This window comes from Spirosoma arboris (assembly GCF_009754945.1).
GTDB lineage: Bacteria > Bacteroidota > Bacteroidia > Cytophagales > Spirosomataceae > Spirosoma > Spirosoma arboris.
The window spans coordinates 40,132-57,006 of record NZ_WPIN01000026.1 but is presented as its reverse complement, the minus strand read 5'-3'; the positions used below and the strand labels follow the sequence as shown (position 1 = coordinate 57,006).

At 45.8% G+C, this 16,875-nt stretch carries 11 protein-coding genes; all 11 read right to left on the bottom strand.

What is annotated here, in order from left to right; all coding sequences use genetic code 11:
• Positions 1-38: 38 nt before the first annotated feature.
• Positions 39-530, bottom strand: a complete 492-nt coding sequence (locus GO755_RS37365; RefSeq protein WP_157590547.1) for a metallophosphoesterase family protein — start codon at positions 528-530, stop codon at positions 39-41.
• A 42-nt stretch (positions 531-572) separates the two neighbouring features.
• Positions 573-2,261, bottom strand: coding sequence for a fatty acid--CoA ligase (locus GO755_RS37360; protein WP_157590546.1), 1,689 nt, complete (start codon positions 2,259-2,261; stop codon positions 573-575).
• 170 nt (positions 2,262-2,431) lie between these two features.
• Complete coding sequence (locus GO755_RS37355) at positions 2,432-3,673, bottom strand: NupC/NupG family nucleoside CNT transporter (protein WP_157590545.1); 1,242 nt, start codon at positions 3,671-3,673, stop codon at positions 2,432-2,434.
• 157 nt (positions 3,674-3,830) lie between these two features.
• Positions 3,831-4,406, bottom strand: a complete 576-nt coding sequence (locus GO755_RS37350; protein WP_157590544.1) for a Uma2 family endonuclease — start codon at positions 4,404-4,406, stop codon at positions 3,831-3,833.
• A gap of 122 nt (positions 4,407-4,528) precedes the next feature.
• A complete protein-coding gene (gene ppk1 / locus GO755_RS37345; protein WP_262887043.1) occupies positions 4,529-6,772 on the bottom strand; it encodes a polyphosphate kinase 1 in 2,244 nt (747 codons plus the stop codon).
• Positions 6,773-6,938: 166 nt separating this feature from the next.
• On the bottom strand, positions 6,939-8,939 hold the full coding sequence (gyrB, locus tag GO755_RS37340) for a DNA topoisomerase (ATP-hydrolyzing) subunit B (protein ID WP_157590542.1): 2,001 nt from the start codon (positions 8,937-8,939) through the stop codon (positions 6,939-6,941).
• 372 nt (positions 8,940-9,311) lie between these two features.
• Positions 9,312-9,716 (bottom strand): hypothetical protein, encoded by a 405-nt coding sequence (locus tag GO755_RS37335; protein ID WP_157590541.1) that lies wholly within the window; start codon positions 9,714-9,716, stop codon positions 9,312-9,314.
• Between the two features lie 99 nt (positions 9,717-9,815).
• Positions 9,816-11,027: an alanine dehydrogenase gene (locus GO755_RS37330; RefSeq protein ID WP_157590540.1), complete on the bottom strand. Its 1,212-nt coding sequence runs from the start codon at positions 11,025-11,027 to the stop codon at positions 9,816-9,818.
• 124 nt (positions 11,028-11,151) lie between these two features.
• On the bottom strand, positions 11,152-11,571 hold the full coding sequence (gene tsaE / locus GO755_RS37325; protein WP_157590539.1) for a tRNA (adenosine(37)-N6)-threonylcarbamoyltransferase complex ATPase subunit type 1 TsaE: 420 nt from the start codon (positions 11,569-11,571) through the stop codon (positions 11,152-11,154).
• A gap of 193 nt (positions 11,572-11,764) precedes the next feature.
• Positions 11,765-13,495 carry a RagB/SusD family nutrient uptake outer membrane protein gene (locus GO755_RS37320; protein WP_157590538.1) on the bottom strand — a complete coding sequence of 577 codons (1,731 nt, stop codon included), beginning with the start codon at positions 13,493-13,495 and terminating at the stop codon, positions 11,765-11,767.
• Between the two features lie 91 nt (positions 13,496-13,586).
• The gene (locus tag GO755_RS37315) at positions 13,587-16,835 is read right to left on the bottom strand and encodes a SusC/RagA family TonB-linked outer membrane protein (RefSeq protein WP_157590592.1); all 3,249 of its coding nucleotides are present in this window, start codon (positions 16,833-16,835) and stop codon (positions 13,587-13,589) included.
• Between the last annotated feature and the right edge of the window lie 40 nt (positions 16,836-16,875).

Genomic DNA, 16,875 nt, shown 5'->3' with positions numbered 1-16,875 from the left:
AAAAGGGCTTTCTGCACAGAAAGCCCTTTTTTATTGGTTTACTTTTTGCCTAATTCAATCACTTGCATATCCAGAATCCGACCTGCATCGAGTGAAAATCGGACTGCAGTTCGCATGATATGAAAGCCCGTTTTACCAGCAGCTCCTGGATTAATAAAAAGCATATTCTTCAGATTTAAGTCGCGGGTGACTTTGAGGATATGCGAATGTCCACAAACAAAAATATCAGGCGTATTTACTTGTAACTGCGGTCTAACAGTAGGATTATATTTAGGTGGTGAGCCGCCAATATGTGTCATCCAGATGCTTAATCCGTCAAGCTCAAAGCGCTGGTTAGCTGGCAGATCACTGGTTTCGCGATCAATATTGCCAGACACAATTCGCAAGGGTTTGAAACTGTTTAATTGTTCTGCGACTGCTAACGCGCCAACATCACCCGCATGCCAGATTTCATCGCATGCGTCGAAGTGGGTAAAAATCTGCGGGTCCAGATAGCTATGTGTATCTGATAATAAGCCAATTCGTGTCATATATTGTAGCGACTGGTCTGCCAATGCAGCTTATTGGCGCCTTTATGAGAGAATCTGATCCTTCATCTCGCTTCGAATGCGCTTTTTGTCAATTTTGCCAACACTGGTTTTAGGGATTTCCGATACAAATAGAATCCGGTCAGGAACATACCACTTGTGAAGCTCACCCTGATCTACCTTTGCTTTTAACCCATTCTTGATACCTTCGGCAGTTAAATTATAGCCTGGTTTTTGCACAATGAGCGCATGAGGCCGCTCACCCCAGCGATCGTCGGGTAATCCAATAACAGCTGATTCGGCCACACCTTCCACCTGCGATAATACGTTTTCCATATCTAGCGACGATACCCATTCGCCACCGGTTTTAATTACATCTTTGGTCCGATCAGCGACCATGATCCAATTGTCGGGTGTGATGCTGGCCACGTCACCTGTGTGCAGCCAACCACCTCGCCAGAGATCTGCGCCCCGTTCTGGATCATTATAGTATCCTTGAGTTGTCCAGGGCGTGCGTACCACAATTTCGCCTAGTGATTGCCCATCATGCGATACAAACTGACCATCTTCATTCATTAGCCTTGCTTCAACGAACGGTGCAATTCGACCAGCCCGAACGCGAAAATCAATCTGATCATCAAGAGATAAGGCGCGTTCTTCCTCATTTAAATACACGACAGAAAGAATAGGGGCAGTTTCTGACATGCCATACCCCGCCGAGATATTGATACCCAAATCCAGGGCTGCTTTAGCCAGGCCTTTGGTGAGCGCTGAACCACCGATTAATACACTCCAGCGACTCAAATTATCGCGGAATTTCTGCGCGGCTGGGCTGTTAACCAACATATTTAGAATTGTGGGTACGCAATGAGAAAGTGTAACCCCTTCTGTCACAATTAATTTGCAAAGCATTTCGGGTTCATACTTACCTGGATACACTTGTTTTGCCGACATCAGGGTGGCTAAAAATGGGAAGCCCCAAGCATGAACATGAAACATAGGTGTAATAGGCATATAAACGTCTGTTCTCGACTTGAACGGCAGAGCCTCATAGCCGATTAGATACGTTAACAGACCCATAGTATGCAGAAATAACTGGCGATGAGAGAAATACACACCCTTGGGATTACCCGTTGTGCCAGTGGTATAAAAGCTCGTTGCCCAGGTATTTTCGTCAAAATCAGGAAACTCATACTCTGGGGATGCTGCTTTGAGTAATGCCTCATATTCACCTGAGAAACCGACAGGAATTTCGACCCCTGGTTGCGTATCGATCGTATTCGTATAAACCTTATCACTCAACAGTATGTATGTTTCGACGGTTGTCAATTGATCTTTTACTGCGGTCAGAAGCGGCAAAAAGTCTTCGTGAATGAGCACCACCTTGTCTTCTGCGTGATTCATCGTATATAGAATCTGCGCAGGCGACAGCCGAATATTAACCGTATGCAAAATGGCGCCAACACTCGTTACACCAAAAAAACATTCGAGATATCGATGACTATCCCAGTCCAGCACAGCAACTGTATCGCCAGGTTTAACGCCTACCTCTGCCAGTACATTGGCTAATTGACGTACACGCTGATTGAACTGAACGTAGTTTATACGGAATAAATCTCGATAGACAATTTCGCGTTGCGGTTCGTATCTGAGGGATTGGGCTAATAGTGTTTTTATAAGCATGGGTGGCTCATAAGCCTCGGCAGTACGCGGGATTAGTTTTGTCTGGATCATCCTGAGAGTGGTTTAGGGCGTGTGTTCGCTATAAGGTAAATATGTACCAATAAAACGTTAGAAGCTGAAGGTATGATTGAATAATGTAAAGAAAAAACAGGAACTAACAAAAAAGCCCAGCTACTGACGAATCAGAGCCGGGCTAAAAATTATAAGTTAGTCTTCTACTGTCAGAGCAGCAATCCTGCCAGTGTAGCCGACATGTAACTTGCCAGCGTGCCACAAATGAGTGCTTTAAAGCCTAGCTTGGCAAGATCGCTACGGCGTTTGGGAGCCAGCTCTCCAATGCCACCAACCTGAATAGCAATGGAACTAAAATTGGCAAAGCCGCACAGCGCAAAGCTCACAATGGCAATTGTTTTAGGATCGAGTGTGGGTTTAAGTTTTACCAATTCCAGGTACGCAACAAATTCATTAACGACCATCTTGGTACCCATTAGTGATCCTGCAGCTTGAATATCCTTAGCCGGAACGCCCATTGCCCAGGCAAAGATTGAGAAGAATTTACCTAACAAAAAGTTCAGACTTAAGTAGTCGATACCCAAAATATAAAATCCAAAGCGAAAAAAGAGGCTGTCAATCAGGGCAATCAGGGCAATAAAGCCAATTAACATAGCAACGACATTGAAGCCAACTTTCAGACCCTCGCTGGCACCCGCAGCAATGGCATCGAGCAGGTTAGCGTATATTTTTTTGATTTCAACCTTTACCGTTCCACGAGTTTCGGAAATCTGGGTTTCGGGCATGACAATTTTGCTGATGACCAATGCGCCCGGCGCGGCCATGATACTAGCTGCTAATAGATACGGAGCGGGAACCCCTAACGAAATATAAACCGCTAACACACCACCTGCTATGCAGGCAAACGAACCGGTCATGCTGGCCAGCAGTTCGGAATTAGTCATGCCATTCAAATAGGGCTTGATCATAATTTGAGCTTCAACCTGACCAACAAACGTACTAGCTACGTTGGAGAGCGCTTCGGCCCCACTGACACCCATAAGCCATTTCATAGCACGGGCCATAATTGCTACCACGCGCTGCATAATGCCCAAATGGTAGAAAATATTGACCAGAACCGCCACGAAAATAATCGTTGGAATAATCTTGAAGAAGAATATGAAATCGTTACCAGGACCAAAAGCTTTGGCTAAAACGTCTGTTTTAACGAGTGACGAAAAGACGAATTCGGCACCTATGCTGGCCTTTTGTAGAAGGCGGTCAACATAATAACCAAGTCGTTGAAAAAGGAGTTGGCCGACATCGGTTTTTAGAACAAATAAGGCTAATCCAAATTGAAGCGCTAACCCTACGCCAACAGTACGATAATTAATAGCTTTTCGGTTATCAGAGAGGGCATAAGCGATGCCTAGAATTAAAATGATGCCAATTATGCCAGTAAAGCGCTCCATCCAATAAAATCACAGTTACAGTTAGGTGAGCTAAGATACAAAAAGAAGGGTAGGAATAACCGCTTAGAACCATAGAAAAACAGGAAACGGGCTGAATTGACGATATTTATACGCCCTTCAGCCCGTTCTGATTACCTGAATACTCGTTTCCTTTCTCTTAGCTAATCGTTGCCAGATCTAGTATAAAGCCTGGAAGTACTTCTTCACCTGATAGTTGACCTAGTCCAACGATCTCCTGTGGTTTCTGGTTGGAGCGATAAATATAAGTGGTGTGATTTGTCAGATCAATAAGCCATCCTAGCCGACATCCATTGGCCATCCAATCGTCCATTTTTTCAAAGCAATCTTTCAGACGGTCGGACTGGGAGCGTAACTCAAGGATGAAATCAGGATATAAGGGTAAAATTTTACGGCGTTGTTCTGGAGTTAATTCATCCCAGCGGTTTTGTGCTATAGCAGAAACATCGGGCGACATTATGGATGTATCAGAAAGTCGAAAAGCCGTTGATGAATCAAAAAATTTACCAAATTGGGCTTGCCAGTTCCATACGGCAAACCGAGCTGCTAGTTCAAAATTGTTATTACCCGTTTCTCCTCCTGTATTAGCCATAAAAACAATATCACCGTTTTTTCGGCGCTCAAACTTCAGGTCCGGATTATCCTGACAAAAACGAGTGAACTCATCATCGTTCATTCGTAAATCTTCCGGTAAATGCACCCGTATTGATTCCATGCCGTATTACTATTGAGGAGGCAAATGTACGAAATAAATAATTAAATATACTTATTGGCATAATAGGTATATTTAATCGTAAGACTTAATGACTTGGTTTATTGGCTAAATTCGGCAAATCATCAAATATCAGCAATAGCTCGTTCGGCTCCTTCCTGATATTCTTCTTCAATTTTGGCGACTTCAGCTAGCTTAATTTCGGGATCGAACAAACGAGCTTCCACCACTTCTTTTTCAGTCACATCGAAAAAACGCTGGTGTATATTGAATGGCTCACTACCATCAGGTACGTCACATTTCTTAAAATCACCATCTTCCTTTAGTTCATAGGCATTTACGTTGTCGAGCAGGTTATATTTCAGAATCAGAATGGCCTGTTGCTTTACGCGTGGGTCTGCTAAATAAAACAACGATTCAATTCGTCGGTCAAAACTGCGGACCATTACATCAGCGCTGCCGCTATATACTTTTGGGTCGCCGTTGTTATGGAAATAATAAATGCGCGTGTGCTCCAGGAAATCACCCACAATAGACCGAACAGTTATAAGCTCGCTCAAGCCATCCCGGTGGGGACGCAGGCAACAGATACTTCGTACAATGAGTCGAATAGGTACGCCAGCCTGAGAAGCTTTATATAACTCGTCAATAACAAGCTTGTCTTCCAATGAATTGACCTTAATACAAATACCACTTGGCAAGTCACGTTTGGCGTTTTCTGCTTCCAGTCGGATTAATCGTACTAACTGATCGCGCATATCGCGCGGGGCTGTAATCAGGTACTGGTATTCGTTTGGGAGTGAATGACCCGTAATGACATTGAAAAACTCGGAGATATCGTGCGTGTAGGTCTCGTTCGTCGTTAACAGACCAATATCGGTGTAGAGTTTTGAGGTATCCTCATTATAATTGCCCGTGGCCATATGTGCATAGCGTACCACCCGGCTACCTTCACTACGCACAACTAACAAAAGTTTTGTATGCGTTTTAAATCGGCTTATACCATAAATTACAAAGCAGCCAGCTTTCTGCAACCGCTGCGCTTCACGAATGTTATTTTCTTCGTCGAAACGTGCTTTTACTTCAAATAAGACCGATACGTGCTTCCCATTTTCAGCCGCTTTCAACAGAGCTTCTGTAATGCGGGAGCGTTTTGCTAACCTGTATACTGTGATTTTGATAGCCAGTACATTTGGATCTTCTGCCGATTGTTCGAGCAGTTGCAGTACGGGCTCAAAATTATTGTACGGATGGTGTAATAGTAGATCACGCTGCTTTATGATCTCGAAAATATCGTCCGTTTTATCACGAGCGAGACCCAATGGAGGTACCGGTACGTGCTGACGGGGCATGTCGTCTTTAAACTCTGGATTACCAATTATTTGCCAGAATGCAGAAAAATCTAGCAGATTATTCGATTCGAAAATGTTCAGATCATCAATTTCCCAGCGCTTTTTGAGAAGATTGAGCATCCAGGGTGAGTTTGTTCTGGACGCGCTATTAACATAGGTCTCTACCTCAACCCGTGTAACACGACCCAAGCGCCGGTTCTTAATTTTCTGCCGAACTTCATCAATGAAATCGACTTCATCATCATCGTTTTCGTCGAGTGTAAAATCGCCGTTACGCGTAATGCGGAACAGATTAACTGACAGAATTTCGACATTGCGGTAGAGTTTTTTAATATTCTGCCGCACGATTTCTTCAATAGGCAAAAACAAGATGGTATCCTCACGCTCAAACGATAAAAAGCGCGGCAGATTGGCTGGTATCTGTACAAACGACAGGCGTTGACGATCATCTTCATCATCTGATCGCTGATTTTGCAAATCAATCCCATCAGGACTTTGCGTGACTACGCCAAAAATCAGAACCTTTGCCAACAGCACCGGAAATGTATGCGTGTAATCATACAGCATAGGTGTCAGGGTCGGGTAAATTGCCTTATCGAAATAGTCAGTTGCTTCGATTCGCTCATTTGCGCTTAAATCGTCGTACGTAACTAATTGAAGACCATTTTCGATGAACAGTGGCAGCAATTGCTCTGTAAAAACAGTTTGCTGGTCCTGGCAAAGCTGATGTGCTGCGGTAAATAACGCCTTCCGAAAAGGCACTTCACGAAGCCCGGAGTAGTCGACCCGCTGTTTGTGGTAATCCAGATAGTTGTACAAACTCCCGACGCGAATCATAAAAAACTCGTCGAGGTTTGACGCTGAAATTGCCAGGAACTTCAGCCGTTCCATAAGCGTCCGATGCGGGCTACGAGCCTGATCCAGAACACGCTCATTGAATTTGAGCCAGCTTAAATCACGACTGAGGTAATCGCTCTGATCGATAACGCTGCTTACTTTTTCACTAACCTTTGCCATTTTATCAGTTACCTGAGCAGGAGAGCTTGCCTGGCGGTGGGTAAACCGGGAAACTAAGTTGCCCAATATAGTTCGGTTTGAATTTAGGGAATAACGCATACTCATTTCAAACTTTGAATTACAACAAAAAAGCGGACTAAAAAGCCCGCTTTATGTTATCATTCGGTTAAACATCCACTCGGGCATATTTCGCATTTCGTTCGATGAATTCGCGCCGGGGGGCTACCTCATCGCCCATGAGCGTTGAAAAAACGTGATCGGCATCGGCCGCCGACTCAACCGTTACGACTTTCAGGCTTCGAGTATCGGGGTTCATAGTTGTACTCCAAAGTTGTTCGGCGTTCATTTCTCCAAGTCCTTTGTAGCGCTGTACACCTACATTTTCTTCTTTACCGCTACCCGCTAATTCCTTCACTGCTGCTTCGCGCTGAGTTTCTGTCCAGCAATAACGTTCCTCTTTCCCTTTTTTTACCAGATAGAGAGGAGGTTGAGCAATGTATATATAACCGTTATCGATGAGCGCTTTCATATTGCGGTAGAACAACGTCAGAATCAGTGTCCGGATGTGGCTACCATCTACATCGGCATCGGTCATGATAATGATTTTGTGATACCGGAGCTTGTCCAGATTCATCACCGTTTCATCGTCTTTTTTCTCCAACCGAATGCCCAACGCTGTCCAGATATTTTTAATTTCTTCATTCTCGTAGATCTTGTGCTCCATGGCTTTTTCTACGTTCAGAATCTTACCACGCAAGGGTAAAATAGCCTGAAATGCCCGGTTGCGCCCTTGCTTGGCTGTTCCGCCAGCCGAATCACCCTCAACGAGATAAAGTTCACATTTTTCCGGGTCAGTATCGGAGCAGTCTGCTAGTTTTCCGGGCAATCCCATGCCGCCCATGAAATCCTTGCGCTCGGTCATAATGCGTTTATAAGCCAGATCGGCTGCAATCCGCGCCTGAGCTGACACAAGCACTTTTTTAACGATACCCTGGGCAGTTTTTGGGTTTTCCTCCAGCCAGGTTTCGAGTAGGTCAGCCATTGCCTGGCTCACAGCACTTACCACATCCTGATTGCCTAATTTGGTTTTGGTCTGTCCTTCAAACTGAGGCTCAGCCACTTTTACTGAAATTACCGCCGTTAGGCCCTTACGGAAATCTTCACCACTGAACGCTACCTTACCTGAGTTCTTAGGTAGTACGCCGGGGTTCTTATCGGCATAATTTTTCAATACCCGTGTTAATGCTGAGCGAAAGCCTTGTACGTGAGTACCACCTTCGTGAGTATTGATATTATTGACATACGACAGGACATTTTCGCCAGCCTCATAATTGTATACCAGCGCAACCTGTACAGGCGTAGAGCCTTTGGTGCTCTCCATGTAAATAGGTTTCATTCCATCAAGAGCAGGCCGTGTTTGATCGAGATACTCGACAAATTCAACCAGACCTCCTTGCGAAAAGAAATCATCATGTCGCACTGGTTCTCCAGCTTCATCCAACTCACGCAGGTCGTTCAGGAAAATATGGATGCCCTTGTTCAAATACGCTAACTCACGCAGACGACCTGCTATCGTATCATATTTATAAATCGTATCGGTGAAAATACTTCCATCCGGCTTGAAATGTGTCCGTGTACCTGTATCATTAGCATCGCCAATGACACGTACATCATAGAGAGGAATACCTATTTTGTACTCCTGCTCAAAGATTTTGCCTTCCCGATGAACTTCTACGCGTAGATCGGTCGAAAGGGCGTTTACGCAGGATACGCCAACGCCGTGAAGACCACCCGATACTTTATAGGTGTCTTTGTCAAATTTACCACCAGCATGCAACATGGTCATCGCCATTTGCAGAGCCGAAACGCCCATCTTGGTATTGATACCGGTTGGAATACCCCGACCGTTGTCCTGTACCGTAATGGAATTATCTGGATTGATTGTTACCGTAATCTTGTCGCAATAACCCGCCAGAGCTTCGTCAATAGAGTTATCGACGACTTCCCAGATCAGGTGGTGCAGGCCACGTGTACCTACGTCACCAATGTACATGGATGGACGTTTGCGAACGGCTTCCAGACCCTCTAACACCTGAATGTTATCGGCACCATAGTTGCCTAACGCAGTTTCAACGGGGGCGTCTGCTTCAATTATTTCGTTGGTCATATCAGAATAGGAGCGAGTCTGAAATTTGTTGGTGCGGGCCTGAAAAATAGCCTGCTTTTATGTGTCTATACAGATTGTAAAAATACAAAAATAATTCATCTTTTCCTATCCATTTTTGTCAAGATTTACTTAATATGACAAAAAAAAACATAATCCTCAGACGGTGGGACAGTTAGTGGCTTTCTATTGGTTTTGATGCCCTTTTAGGCTAGATTATCAGGTGTATTTTCTAACTGGAAGTAACCCAGTAAAATGGAATTTAAGGGGCTTATTTTTAGAAAAGCTATTTCCCGAAAAAGTATTATTAGCGCCTTGAAAAAAGACAAGCCGAATCGGGTTGATTCGGCTTGGTAAAACATGGGAAAATCCTGATTAATCTTCAGGATATGGAATGTACACAAAGCCAGCGAAATCACCGTGTACGACGAATAAACAGCAATATTCATCGGGCTTTTTATAGTTTTCTTTCCACAAATCGATTGAGTCCTCGCCGATGAGTTCGCGTTGTATAAACTCATCCAGAAAAGAGGCCTTATAATTCCATTGATTCTCCAGTTCCGTAGCGCCAATAAGAAGCTGTCCCACGGGTACATCGCGACGGGAAGCGACAAAAACCGGGTACTCTGAAAAGCCGCGTTTGCGAATCTGATACGACGCTTCTTTAAGTTGATCGGCAACCTTCACAAAATCCGACGAAATTGTTCCCATCAATTGTTTATTGACATCGTAGGAATTAGCGTCGTCAAGTAGGGTATTTTCGTTGCTATGGTTAATCATGACGTAGTAGATAAGTTGCAAGTTGGTAAGTGTTGACGCGAAAGCAATATAAATGCGTCAGTACTTACCAACTTACAACGTACCAACTTGCTAACTATGTTAAAATCGGGCAGCCAGCAAAAGGTCCAGATCCTTGAACCGCAGGTTGAACTTGCGGGCGATATAGGCATTGGTGAGCGTTCCCTTATGTGTATAAACACCTTTCATAAACCAACGGTTCGCGTACATCATCTGCTCAATACCACCAGTGGTTCCTGTTTCGAGTAGGAATGGTAGAAAGATGTTGCTGAGCGCCATACTGGCCGTATAAGCAACGCGAGCGGCAATATTTGGAACGCAGTAGTGTATAACGCCCATATGCTTGTATGTGGGCTGTTTGTGGGTCGTCATGCGTGACGTCTCGAAATTGCCACCCTGATCAATCGATACGTCGATAATGACCGATTCTGGTTTCATTCGGCTGATCATCTCTTCAGTGACAACCACCGGACTAAGACCATCTTCGGCCCGCATCGCACCAATCACAACATCGGCCCGTTGAATGGCTTCCGCCATGGTATCGGTATCGATAATGGAGGTGTACACGTGTTGCCCAACGGCATATTTGAGTCGCTGTAATTTGTACAGGTGCTTATCGAATACCTTTACATCGGCACCCATACCAAGCGCCATGCGGATCGCGTATTCGGTTACGGTTCCGGCTCCGAGCATGACGACTTTTGTTGGTGGAACGCCCGTTATACCACCCAGAATAATACCCCGACCATTATCGGCATTGCTTAGGTATTCGCCCGCAATGAGCATAACGGTACTACCGGCAATCTCGCTCATTGACCGAATAACGGGTAAGCCACCGCTCTGATCTTCAATATATTCGTAGCCAAAAGCGGTCAAATTCTTACTCAGCATTTTCTCGAAGTAAGCCTTGTCATGAGACGGCAGATTCAGCGCCGAAATGACCGTGCTACCCGATTGAATATGGTCGAATTCATCCTCGACAAGTGGCTCAATTTTTAGAATGAGATTGGCCTCGTAGACTTCTTTGGGCGATTGAGCAATCTGTGCACCGGCCTCGCTATATTCATGATCGGGAAATTTGGCTTTCTCGCCCGCGTTTGTCTCCACAATCACATTGTGGCCATTTCGAACCAGAATAGCCACGGCTTCGGGAGTTAGCGCGATGCGATTTTCCTGAAGCGATACTTCTTTGGGTAACCCAATAAGCAGGCCGTTCCGGCTGGTTTTTACCGCCAGCGGAGCTTCTTTCGGATACAGGGCCGTTTGCTTGGCCAATTCCTCAAATCCAGTCATTTTTCGTTGTTCAGCGTTCAATGTTTCAACCGGGCCGCCGGTGCGGTTCCATGTTTCAGTAAAATAACCGTCTGAAAACCTGAAACCGCATTAGCGGCCCGGTTGAAACGTTAAACTTGAAACATTAAATTATTTCTGCTTCAATCATTCGGTGCCCATCAATGTCTGCCGATAGTTGAAGCTGATAATACATGGCAGGCCAAAGAGACATAATTCGCTCGGGCCATTCGATAAAACAATAATCGCCCGAAGCAAAATATTCCTCAATACCGATATCCAGTGCTTCCGCTTCGTTTCGGAGCCGGTAGCAATCGAAATGATACACGGAATGCCCTTCGTGGGTCGTGTATTCATTGACAATTGAAAACGTTGGACTGTGTACCGTACTGACAACCCCTAAAGCTCGACAAAGGGCTTTAACGAGTGTGGTTTTGCCCGCGCCCATCTCTCCGTCAATTAACCACACCGGCCGTTGTCGTCCTTCAGCGAGTAGCTGGTGAGCTACTGTATCAAGTTCGTCGATGTGGTCAAAATTCAGCGTCATAGGCTTGTATCAGTATTAGCCTGCAAAGATACAGATTTTTAAGCCGCTCACTTCACGCAAACGAAGTGAACAGCTTGATTTGGGCAAACAATAACGTGGTCAATAGACAAGCAAAAGTTGTCTATTGACCACGTTATTGAGAAACTATGATTTACGAGTTTACAAGGGCATTTGCCTCCGTATAATTCGTAAATCAGTTATATCCTGGATTCTGTGTCAGGGTTTCTTTGCCATCTTTTTTACTGTTGAAAATCTCCTGTATTGGGATGGGGAAATATTCGTGCTGCCCTTTGATAAACTTAACCCCATTCAGGTACGAGCGTTTTTTTGCTTCTGCAGGATAATACGTATTCAACGTTTGGTCGGCGATGCCCCAGCGCACGAGGTCAAACCGACGATGGCCTTCCATACCAAACTCCAGCCGGCTTTCGAACTGCACAGCCTTTCGAGCTGTAGCCTGATCGGTCCAGTCGGTCGAATATTCTTTGATTACATAATTGGCTGCGGCTGTTCCATCTGTATTTTTTACGAAACCATCTGGATTGGCTGCCCGCCGACGAACCTGGTTGACATACCCACGCGCTTTGTTGAGATCACCAATTTCCGTCTCAATTTCGGCTAACCAAAGCAGTACATGGTCATAACGAATTATGCGATAATTGTTGGCATTCAGACGATTGTTGCCTGCAAAGGTGTTTGTGCCCACATCCGACTTATACATGACATGCTTTTTGGGCGAAAAAGGTCCACCATAGGCTTGATCCCGAACATAAGGCTTTCCGGTATGTACACCCCAGTCTAAATAGGGAATTCCCCGACGGCCTACTGTCCAGTCTAAGCGTGGGTCAACTGGGCCGGCGTAAGGTGTAAATGGAGCCGTTGCTTCAATGCCCTGATCGCTGGTTACGTCTGCATCATTAAAGGTATCGATGAGAGGCAAGCCATTCGCATCCGTTTTGAAGGCATTTACCAGGTTCTGTGAAGGCTGGAAGAAACCGCAGCAAGTTGTTACGCCACCGCCACCATACGGATAGTTCAGAGTTGACCCAATGTTACCATTTTCACCGTTTGGTGCGCCGTCGTTTACTGAATACTGAACCTCAAAAATTGATTCGGCATTGTTGTTTGTTACCGCCTTGAAGTTGTCGTGGTATCTGTCCATTAGCTTATACTGACCACTTGCTACAATCGCTTCGAGCAGGGGTTTGGCTTCGGCATATTTCTTCTGGAATAGATAAGCTTTGGCTAGTGTAGCTGCCGCTGCCCACTTAGTTGGTCGTCCCACCTGCGTCTGTTTAGCAGGAAGTACATCATAAGCGGCTTTGATATCCGCCAAGACGTTTGGCCAAATGTCTACGTTATTCGGGACTTTCGTGCTTTCGAGATCGTTCGGATTGTAGATCTTCTCGTCGATATAAGGCACCATATTAAACATCTTCTTCAGCTCAAAATGGAAATGGCCTCGCAGGAAACGGGCTTCGGCTATGACCTCTGCTTTCTCCGCATCGGTCATGTCTTTCGCAACGGCTACAGCCTGCAACACGTCATTACTACGAGCAATGCCGTCGTACATACCGCGCCATTTACCCCGGAAGTAGATATTGTCAGACGTAATATTGCCCTGTTCGATAAGCGAAATTGGCGGTTGGTCACCCGCAATGGTTCCTTTGTAGGCATCATCACTGGCTACACTTCCATACACCCAATTGTCAGCTCCGACGTTGTAGGAACGGTAAGCCCCTTCGGCAGTTGCCCAACCATCCAGAAGCGCGTAGGCTCCAATTAATAAGGCGTTAACGCCTGTTTTGTTCTGTAATACGCTAACTGCCAGCGCAGCTTTAGGTTGCACATCCAGGAATTTGTCGGAGCAGGAGGTTGCTACTGCCAGACAAAGTGCGGTTATAACTAATGTTAGTGTTTTCATGGAATGTTTTTATGTATAATCGGGGCCGCCCGTGCGGTAGGATATATGATCTCAAAGAATACATTCTGTATCAGACATCATATAGCTTACATTAAAAGCTCAGATTTAAACCTACTAAGATCGTTTTAGCTATTGGATAGGAGCCGCCATCAACACCAATCTGACGGTCGTTACCCGAGGAGTAAGCGCGTAGATTAACTTCAGGGTCCATACCCGAATACTTTGTAACCGTAAACAGGTTCTGCCCCTGTATGTAAACAGACGTTGCGCCCATCTTCAATTTTGAGAGTAGCACCTGTGGCAGTTGATAGGTTAGCTGGATGTTTTTCATCCGGAAGTACGATCCGCTTTCAAGGTAATAGGTTGATGGCTGGATACTAACCTGATCGCTCGACCGAAGCTGAGGTAGAATAGCATCGGTTTTGCCGGGACGCCACGACTGGTACAGCATACGCGTGCTCCGGTTGCCACCAAAGGTTGGGAAATCGGTCCAGTACTTTGTGTAGTTGAAGATCTGATTGCCATCAACACCTTGCCCAAATAGCGTCAACCCAAAGTTTTTGTAGTTCAGGTTCAGGTTTAAACCATAGGTAAACTTTGGGTGAGGACTACCAATGATACTCAGATCTTTGGTATTGATAACTCCATCGCCGTTTATATCACGGAATTTAAAGCGACCTGCTATGTTCTCTGTCGCAGCGCTCCCGAATTGTACCGGAGCGGCTTTGGCTTCTTCGTTCGACTGGAAAATTCCGTCGATTGTATACCCAAAGAAGGAGGCAAGCGGGTAATTCTGCTGTGTCACAACGAAGTTCTGAATACGTTCGTCGTTGATGCCGAAGTACTGTGTGCTTGGATCGCCGTTAGTTTTGGTAACCACGTTCCGATAGGTACTAAAGTTTGCGCCTACGTTGTAGCTCAGGCCACTATTGCCAATTTTATCGCCGTAGTTGATCATCAGGTCAACACCTCGGTTGCGCATTGAACCAATGTTTTGGAAAGGAACCGTTGCTACTCCTTGTGTGAGCGGTGCCTGTACCGGGAAGAGCATGTCGGAAGTGGTACGGGTATACCAGTCGAATCCGATGCTCAGTTTATTTTTGAGCAGGAGGGCGTCAAAACCAATGTTGAGGCTGGTTGTGGTTTCCCATTTCGCTTTCGCATTACCAAACTGGGTTAACTCGTAACCCGGCACAGCCGATGTACGAGTACCATTAATATCGTAGAACGACGTAGCTGGGTTTGTGCTGAACTGCGTGTAGGAGTTGTAGTTACCAATTTCCTGATTCCCGGTCTGGCCTAGACCTGCCCGGAATTTCAGATCATTAACGAACGTGAGCGGCTTAAAGAAATTCTCTTTAGAAACTCGCCAGCCCACACTGGCAGCCGGGAATACCGCCGAGCGGAACTCTGGAGCAAAACGCGACGAGCGGTCACGCCGAACGGTTAGGTCAATCAGGTATTTGTCGTCTAGTACATAGTTGAGTTTAGCGAACTCCGAGGCCAAACGCCAGTTCGACGCACCGCCATTATTGGTCTGAACGCCCGTACCGGCGCTGAGGTACCGGTTTTCGATATCATCTACGGCAAAGTTTGTGCGACTCGCATCGAATGTCTCAAAATAGTTTTTGATCGATTCTGTACCAACAATTACGTTGAAGCGATGTCGATCTCCCAGGTTCATGTTGTATGTCAGGGTGTTATACCAAGTCCAGGTCCATTCATAGTTATTAGTTGTCTGGAGGCTGTTCGAACCCCGTGCTTCCGATGCTTCGATGTTCCGAATGGAGTAGTTGCGGTAGTTGAACAGGTTATAGTCAATACCGAAGCTTGTGCGGGCCGTCAGGTTGGGAAGGATGTCGACTTCAGCATAAGCATTGCCAAATAGCCGCATTTCTTTCTGGGTGTTGTCCTTGTTGCGGACCAGATCGGCCATCGGATTGAAAGCGTTGTCGAGATCACCCCCGCGGGTACCCGCAAAATTCCCTGCTACGTCATATACCGGAATAATAGGCTGAATCCGATAAGCAAAAGAAATTGGGTTACTCTCTGTGTTATTGCCACTTGGCTGACCAATCCGTTCGCCATAGGCTACCTGAAAATTCTGGCCGACACGAACTCGTTTCGTCACATTGAACTCTGTGTTTGCCCGCAACGAGTAGCGTTTATAGCCGGTATAACGCATGATACCGTCCTGATTGAAATAGTTCAGCGACATGGCGTAACGACCATTTTCGTTACCGCCCGATACCCCTAACTGGTGATTTTGAATTGGTGCAGTCCTGAAAATCTCCTCCATCCAGTTCGTTCCTATTTTATTGGCTTTTGTAATCAGCAAAAACTTAGGCGAGTTGATGTCATTGTTATAATTAACATACGTGCCATCTGGATTTTGAGCCACGCGTGGGTCACTAGCCGATGCACCACTGGGCAGAATATAGTCGGGTATAACCGGTGTTGGGCCGTTCCCAAACTGCGAATGAACAGGATTACCATTGGCACCTACTGCCCCAGAGTTTATCCGTGATTCCCAGGTTAGCTGTGCATATTCCTGCGTATTGAGCATGTCCAGCAACTTACCATGCCGTTGCGAACCGTAGTAGGTGTCGTAGGTGAATTTAGCCTTACCTGCTTTCCCTTTTTTCGTTGTAATAATGACCACACCATTGCCGGCACGTGAACCATATATTGACGCAGCTGAGGCATCTTTCAGGATTTGCATGCTCTCAACGTCATTGAGATTCAGTGTGTTGAGATTGCCTTTCGTTGGTACACCATCAATGACATAAAGAGGAGAGTTGTCATTGATGGTGCCGAAACCCCGAATACGAACCATCACGCCACCACCTGGGGCATTCTCATTCCCGACCTGCACACCTGCCACACGACCTTGTAGGGCCTGTCCAACGTTCGTAGCTGGCACCGATAACAGCTGTTTTGTATCGACTGTAGCTACGGCTCCTGTAATGTCACGTTTAGCCTGAGCACCATAACCCGTTACAACGACTTCGCTCAGCGTTTTAATGTCGGGAGCTAAGGCGATGTTGATTGCCGTGCGGCTCCCAATGGTAATGTCCTGCGAAGTATAGCCAATAGCTGAGATTGTCAGCACATCGCGGCCCTGGACTACATTTAGTGAAAATTGGCCATTAGCATCCGTAACCACACCCGTTTGCGTGCCTTTCACAACAACGTTGGCACCGGGCAGCCCACTATTGTCGTTTCCGTCGGTAATACGGCCAGTAATTTTGCGATCCTGGGCAAATGCCCCCACGCACAGGAGCCAGCTAAATAGAAATAGCGGCACTGTGCGGTACGCTTGCTGTAAAGCGTTCATCATCATACAGTTTGATTAGAATTGTTAGAATTAAGTAATAGTA

Bases quoted from the DNA above. Each gene is read 5' to 3' on its own strand.
- GO755_RS37365 (WP_157590547.1), bottom strand. From the start codon at position 530: ATGACACGAATTGGCTTATTATCAGATACACATAGCTATCTGGACCCG.
- GO755_RS37360 (WP_157590546.1), bottom strand. From the start codon at position 2,261: ATGATCCAGACAAAACTAATCCCGCGTACTGCCGAGGCTTATGAGCCA.
- GO755_RS37355 (WP_157590545.1), bottom strand. From the start codon at position 3,673: ATGGAGCGCTTTACTGGCATAATTGGCATCATTTTAATTCTAGGCATC.
- GO755_RS37350 (WP_157590544.1), bottom strand. From the start codon at position 4,406: ATGGAATCAATACGGGTGCATTTACCGGAAGATTTACGAATGAACGAT.
- ppk1 (WP_262887043.1), bottom strand. From the start codon at position 6,772: ATGGCAAAGGTTAGTGAAAAAGTAAGCAGCGTTATCGATCAGAGCGAT.
- gyrB (WP_157590542.1), bottom strand. From the start codon at position 8,939: ATGACCAACGAAATAATTGAAGCAGACGCCCCCGTTGAAACTGCGTTA.
- GO755_RS37335 (WP_157590541.1), bottom strand. From the start codon at position 9,716: ATGATTAACCATAGCAACGAAAATACCCTACTTGACGACGCTAATTCC.
- GO755_RS37330 (WP_157590540.1), bottom strand. From the start codon at position 11,027: ATGACTGGATTTGAGGAATTGGCCAAGCAAACGGCCCTGTATCCGAAA.
- tsaE (WP_157590539.1), bottom strand. From the start codon at position 11,571: ATGACGCTGAATTTTGACCACATCGACGAACTTGATACAGTAGCTCAC.
- GO755_RS37320 (WP_157590538.1), bottom strand. From the start codon at position 13,495: ATGAAAACACTAACATTAGTTATAACCGCACTTTGTCTGGCAGTAGCA.
- GO755_RS37315 (WP_157590592.1), bottom strand. From the start codon at position 16,835: ATGATGAACGCTTTACAGCAAGCGTACCGCACAGTGCCGCTATTTCTA.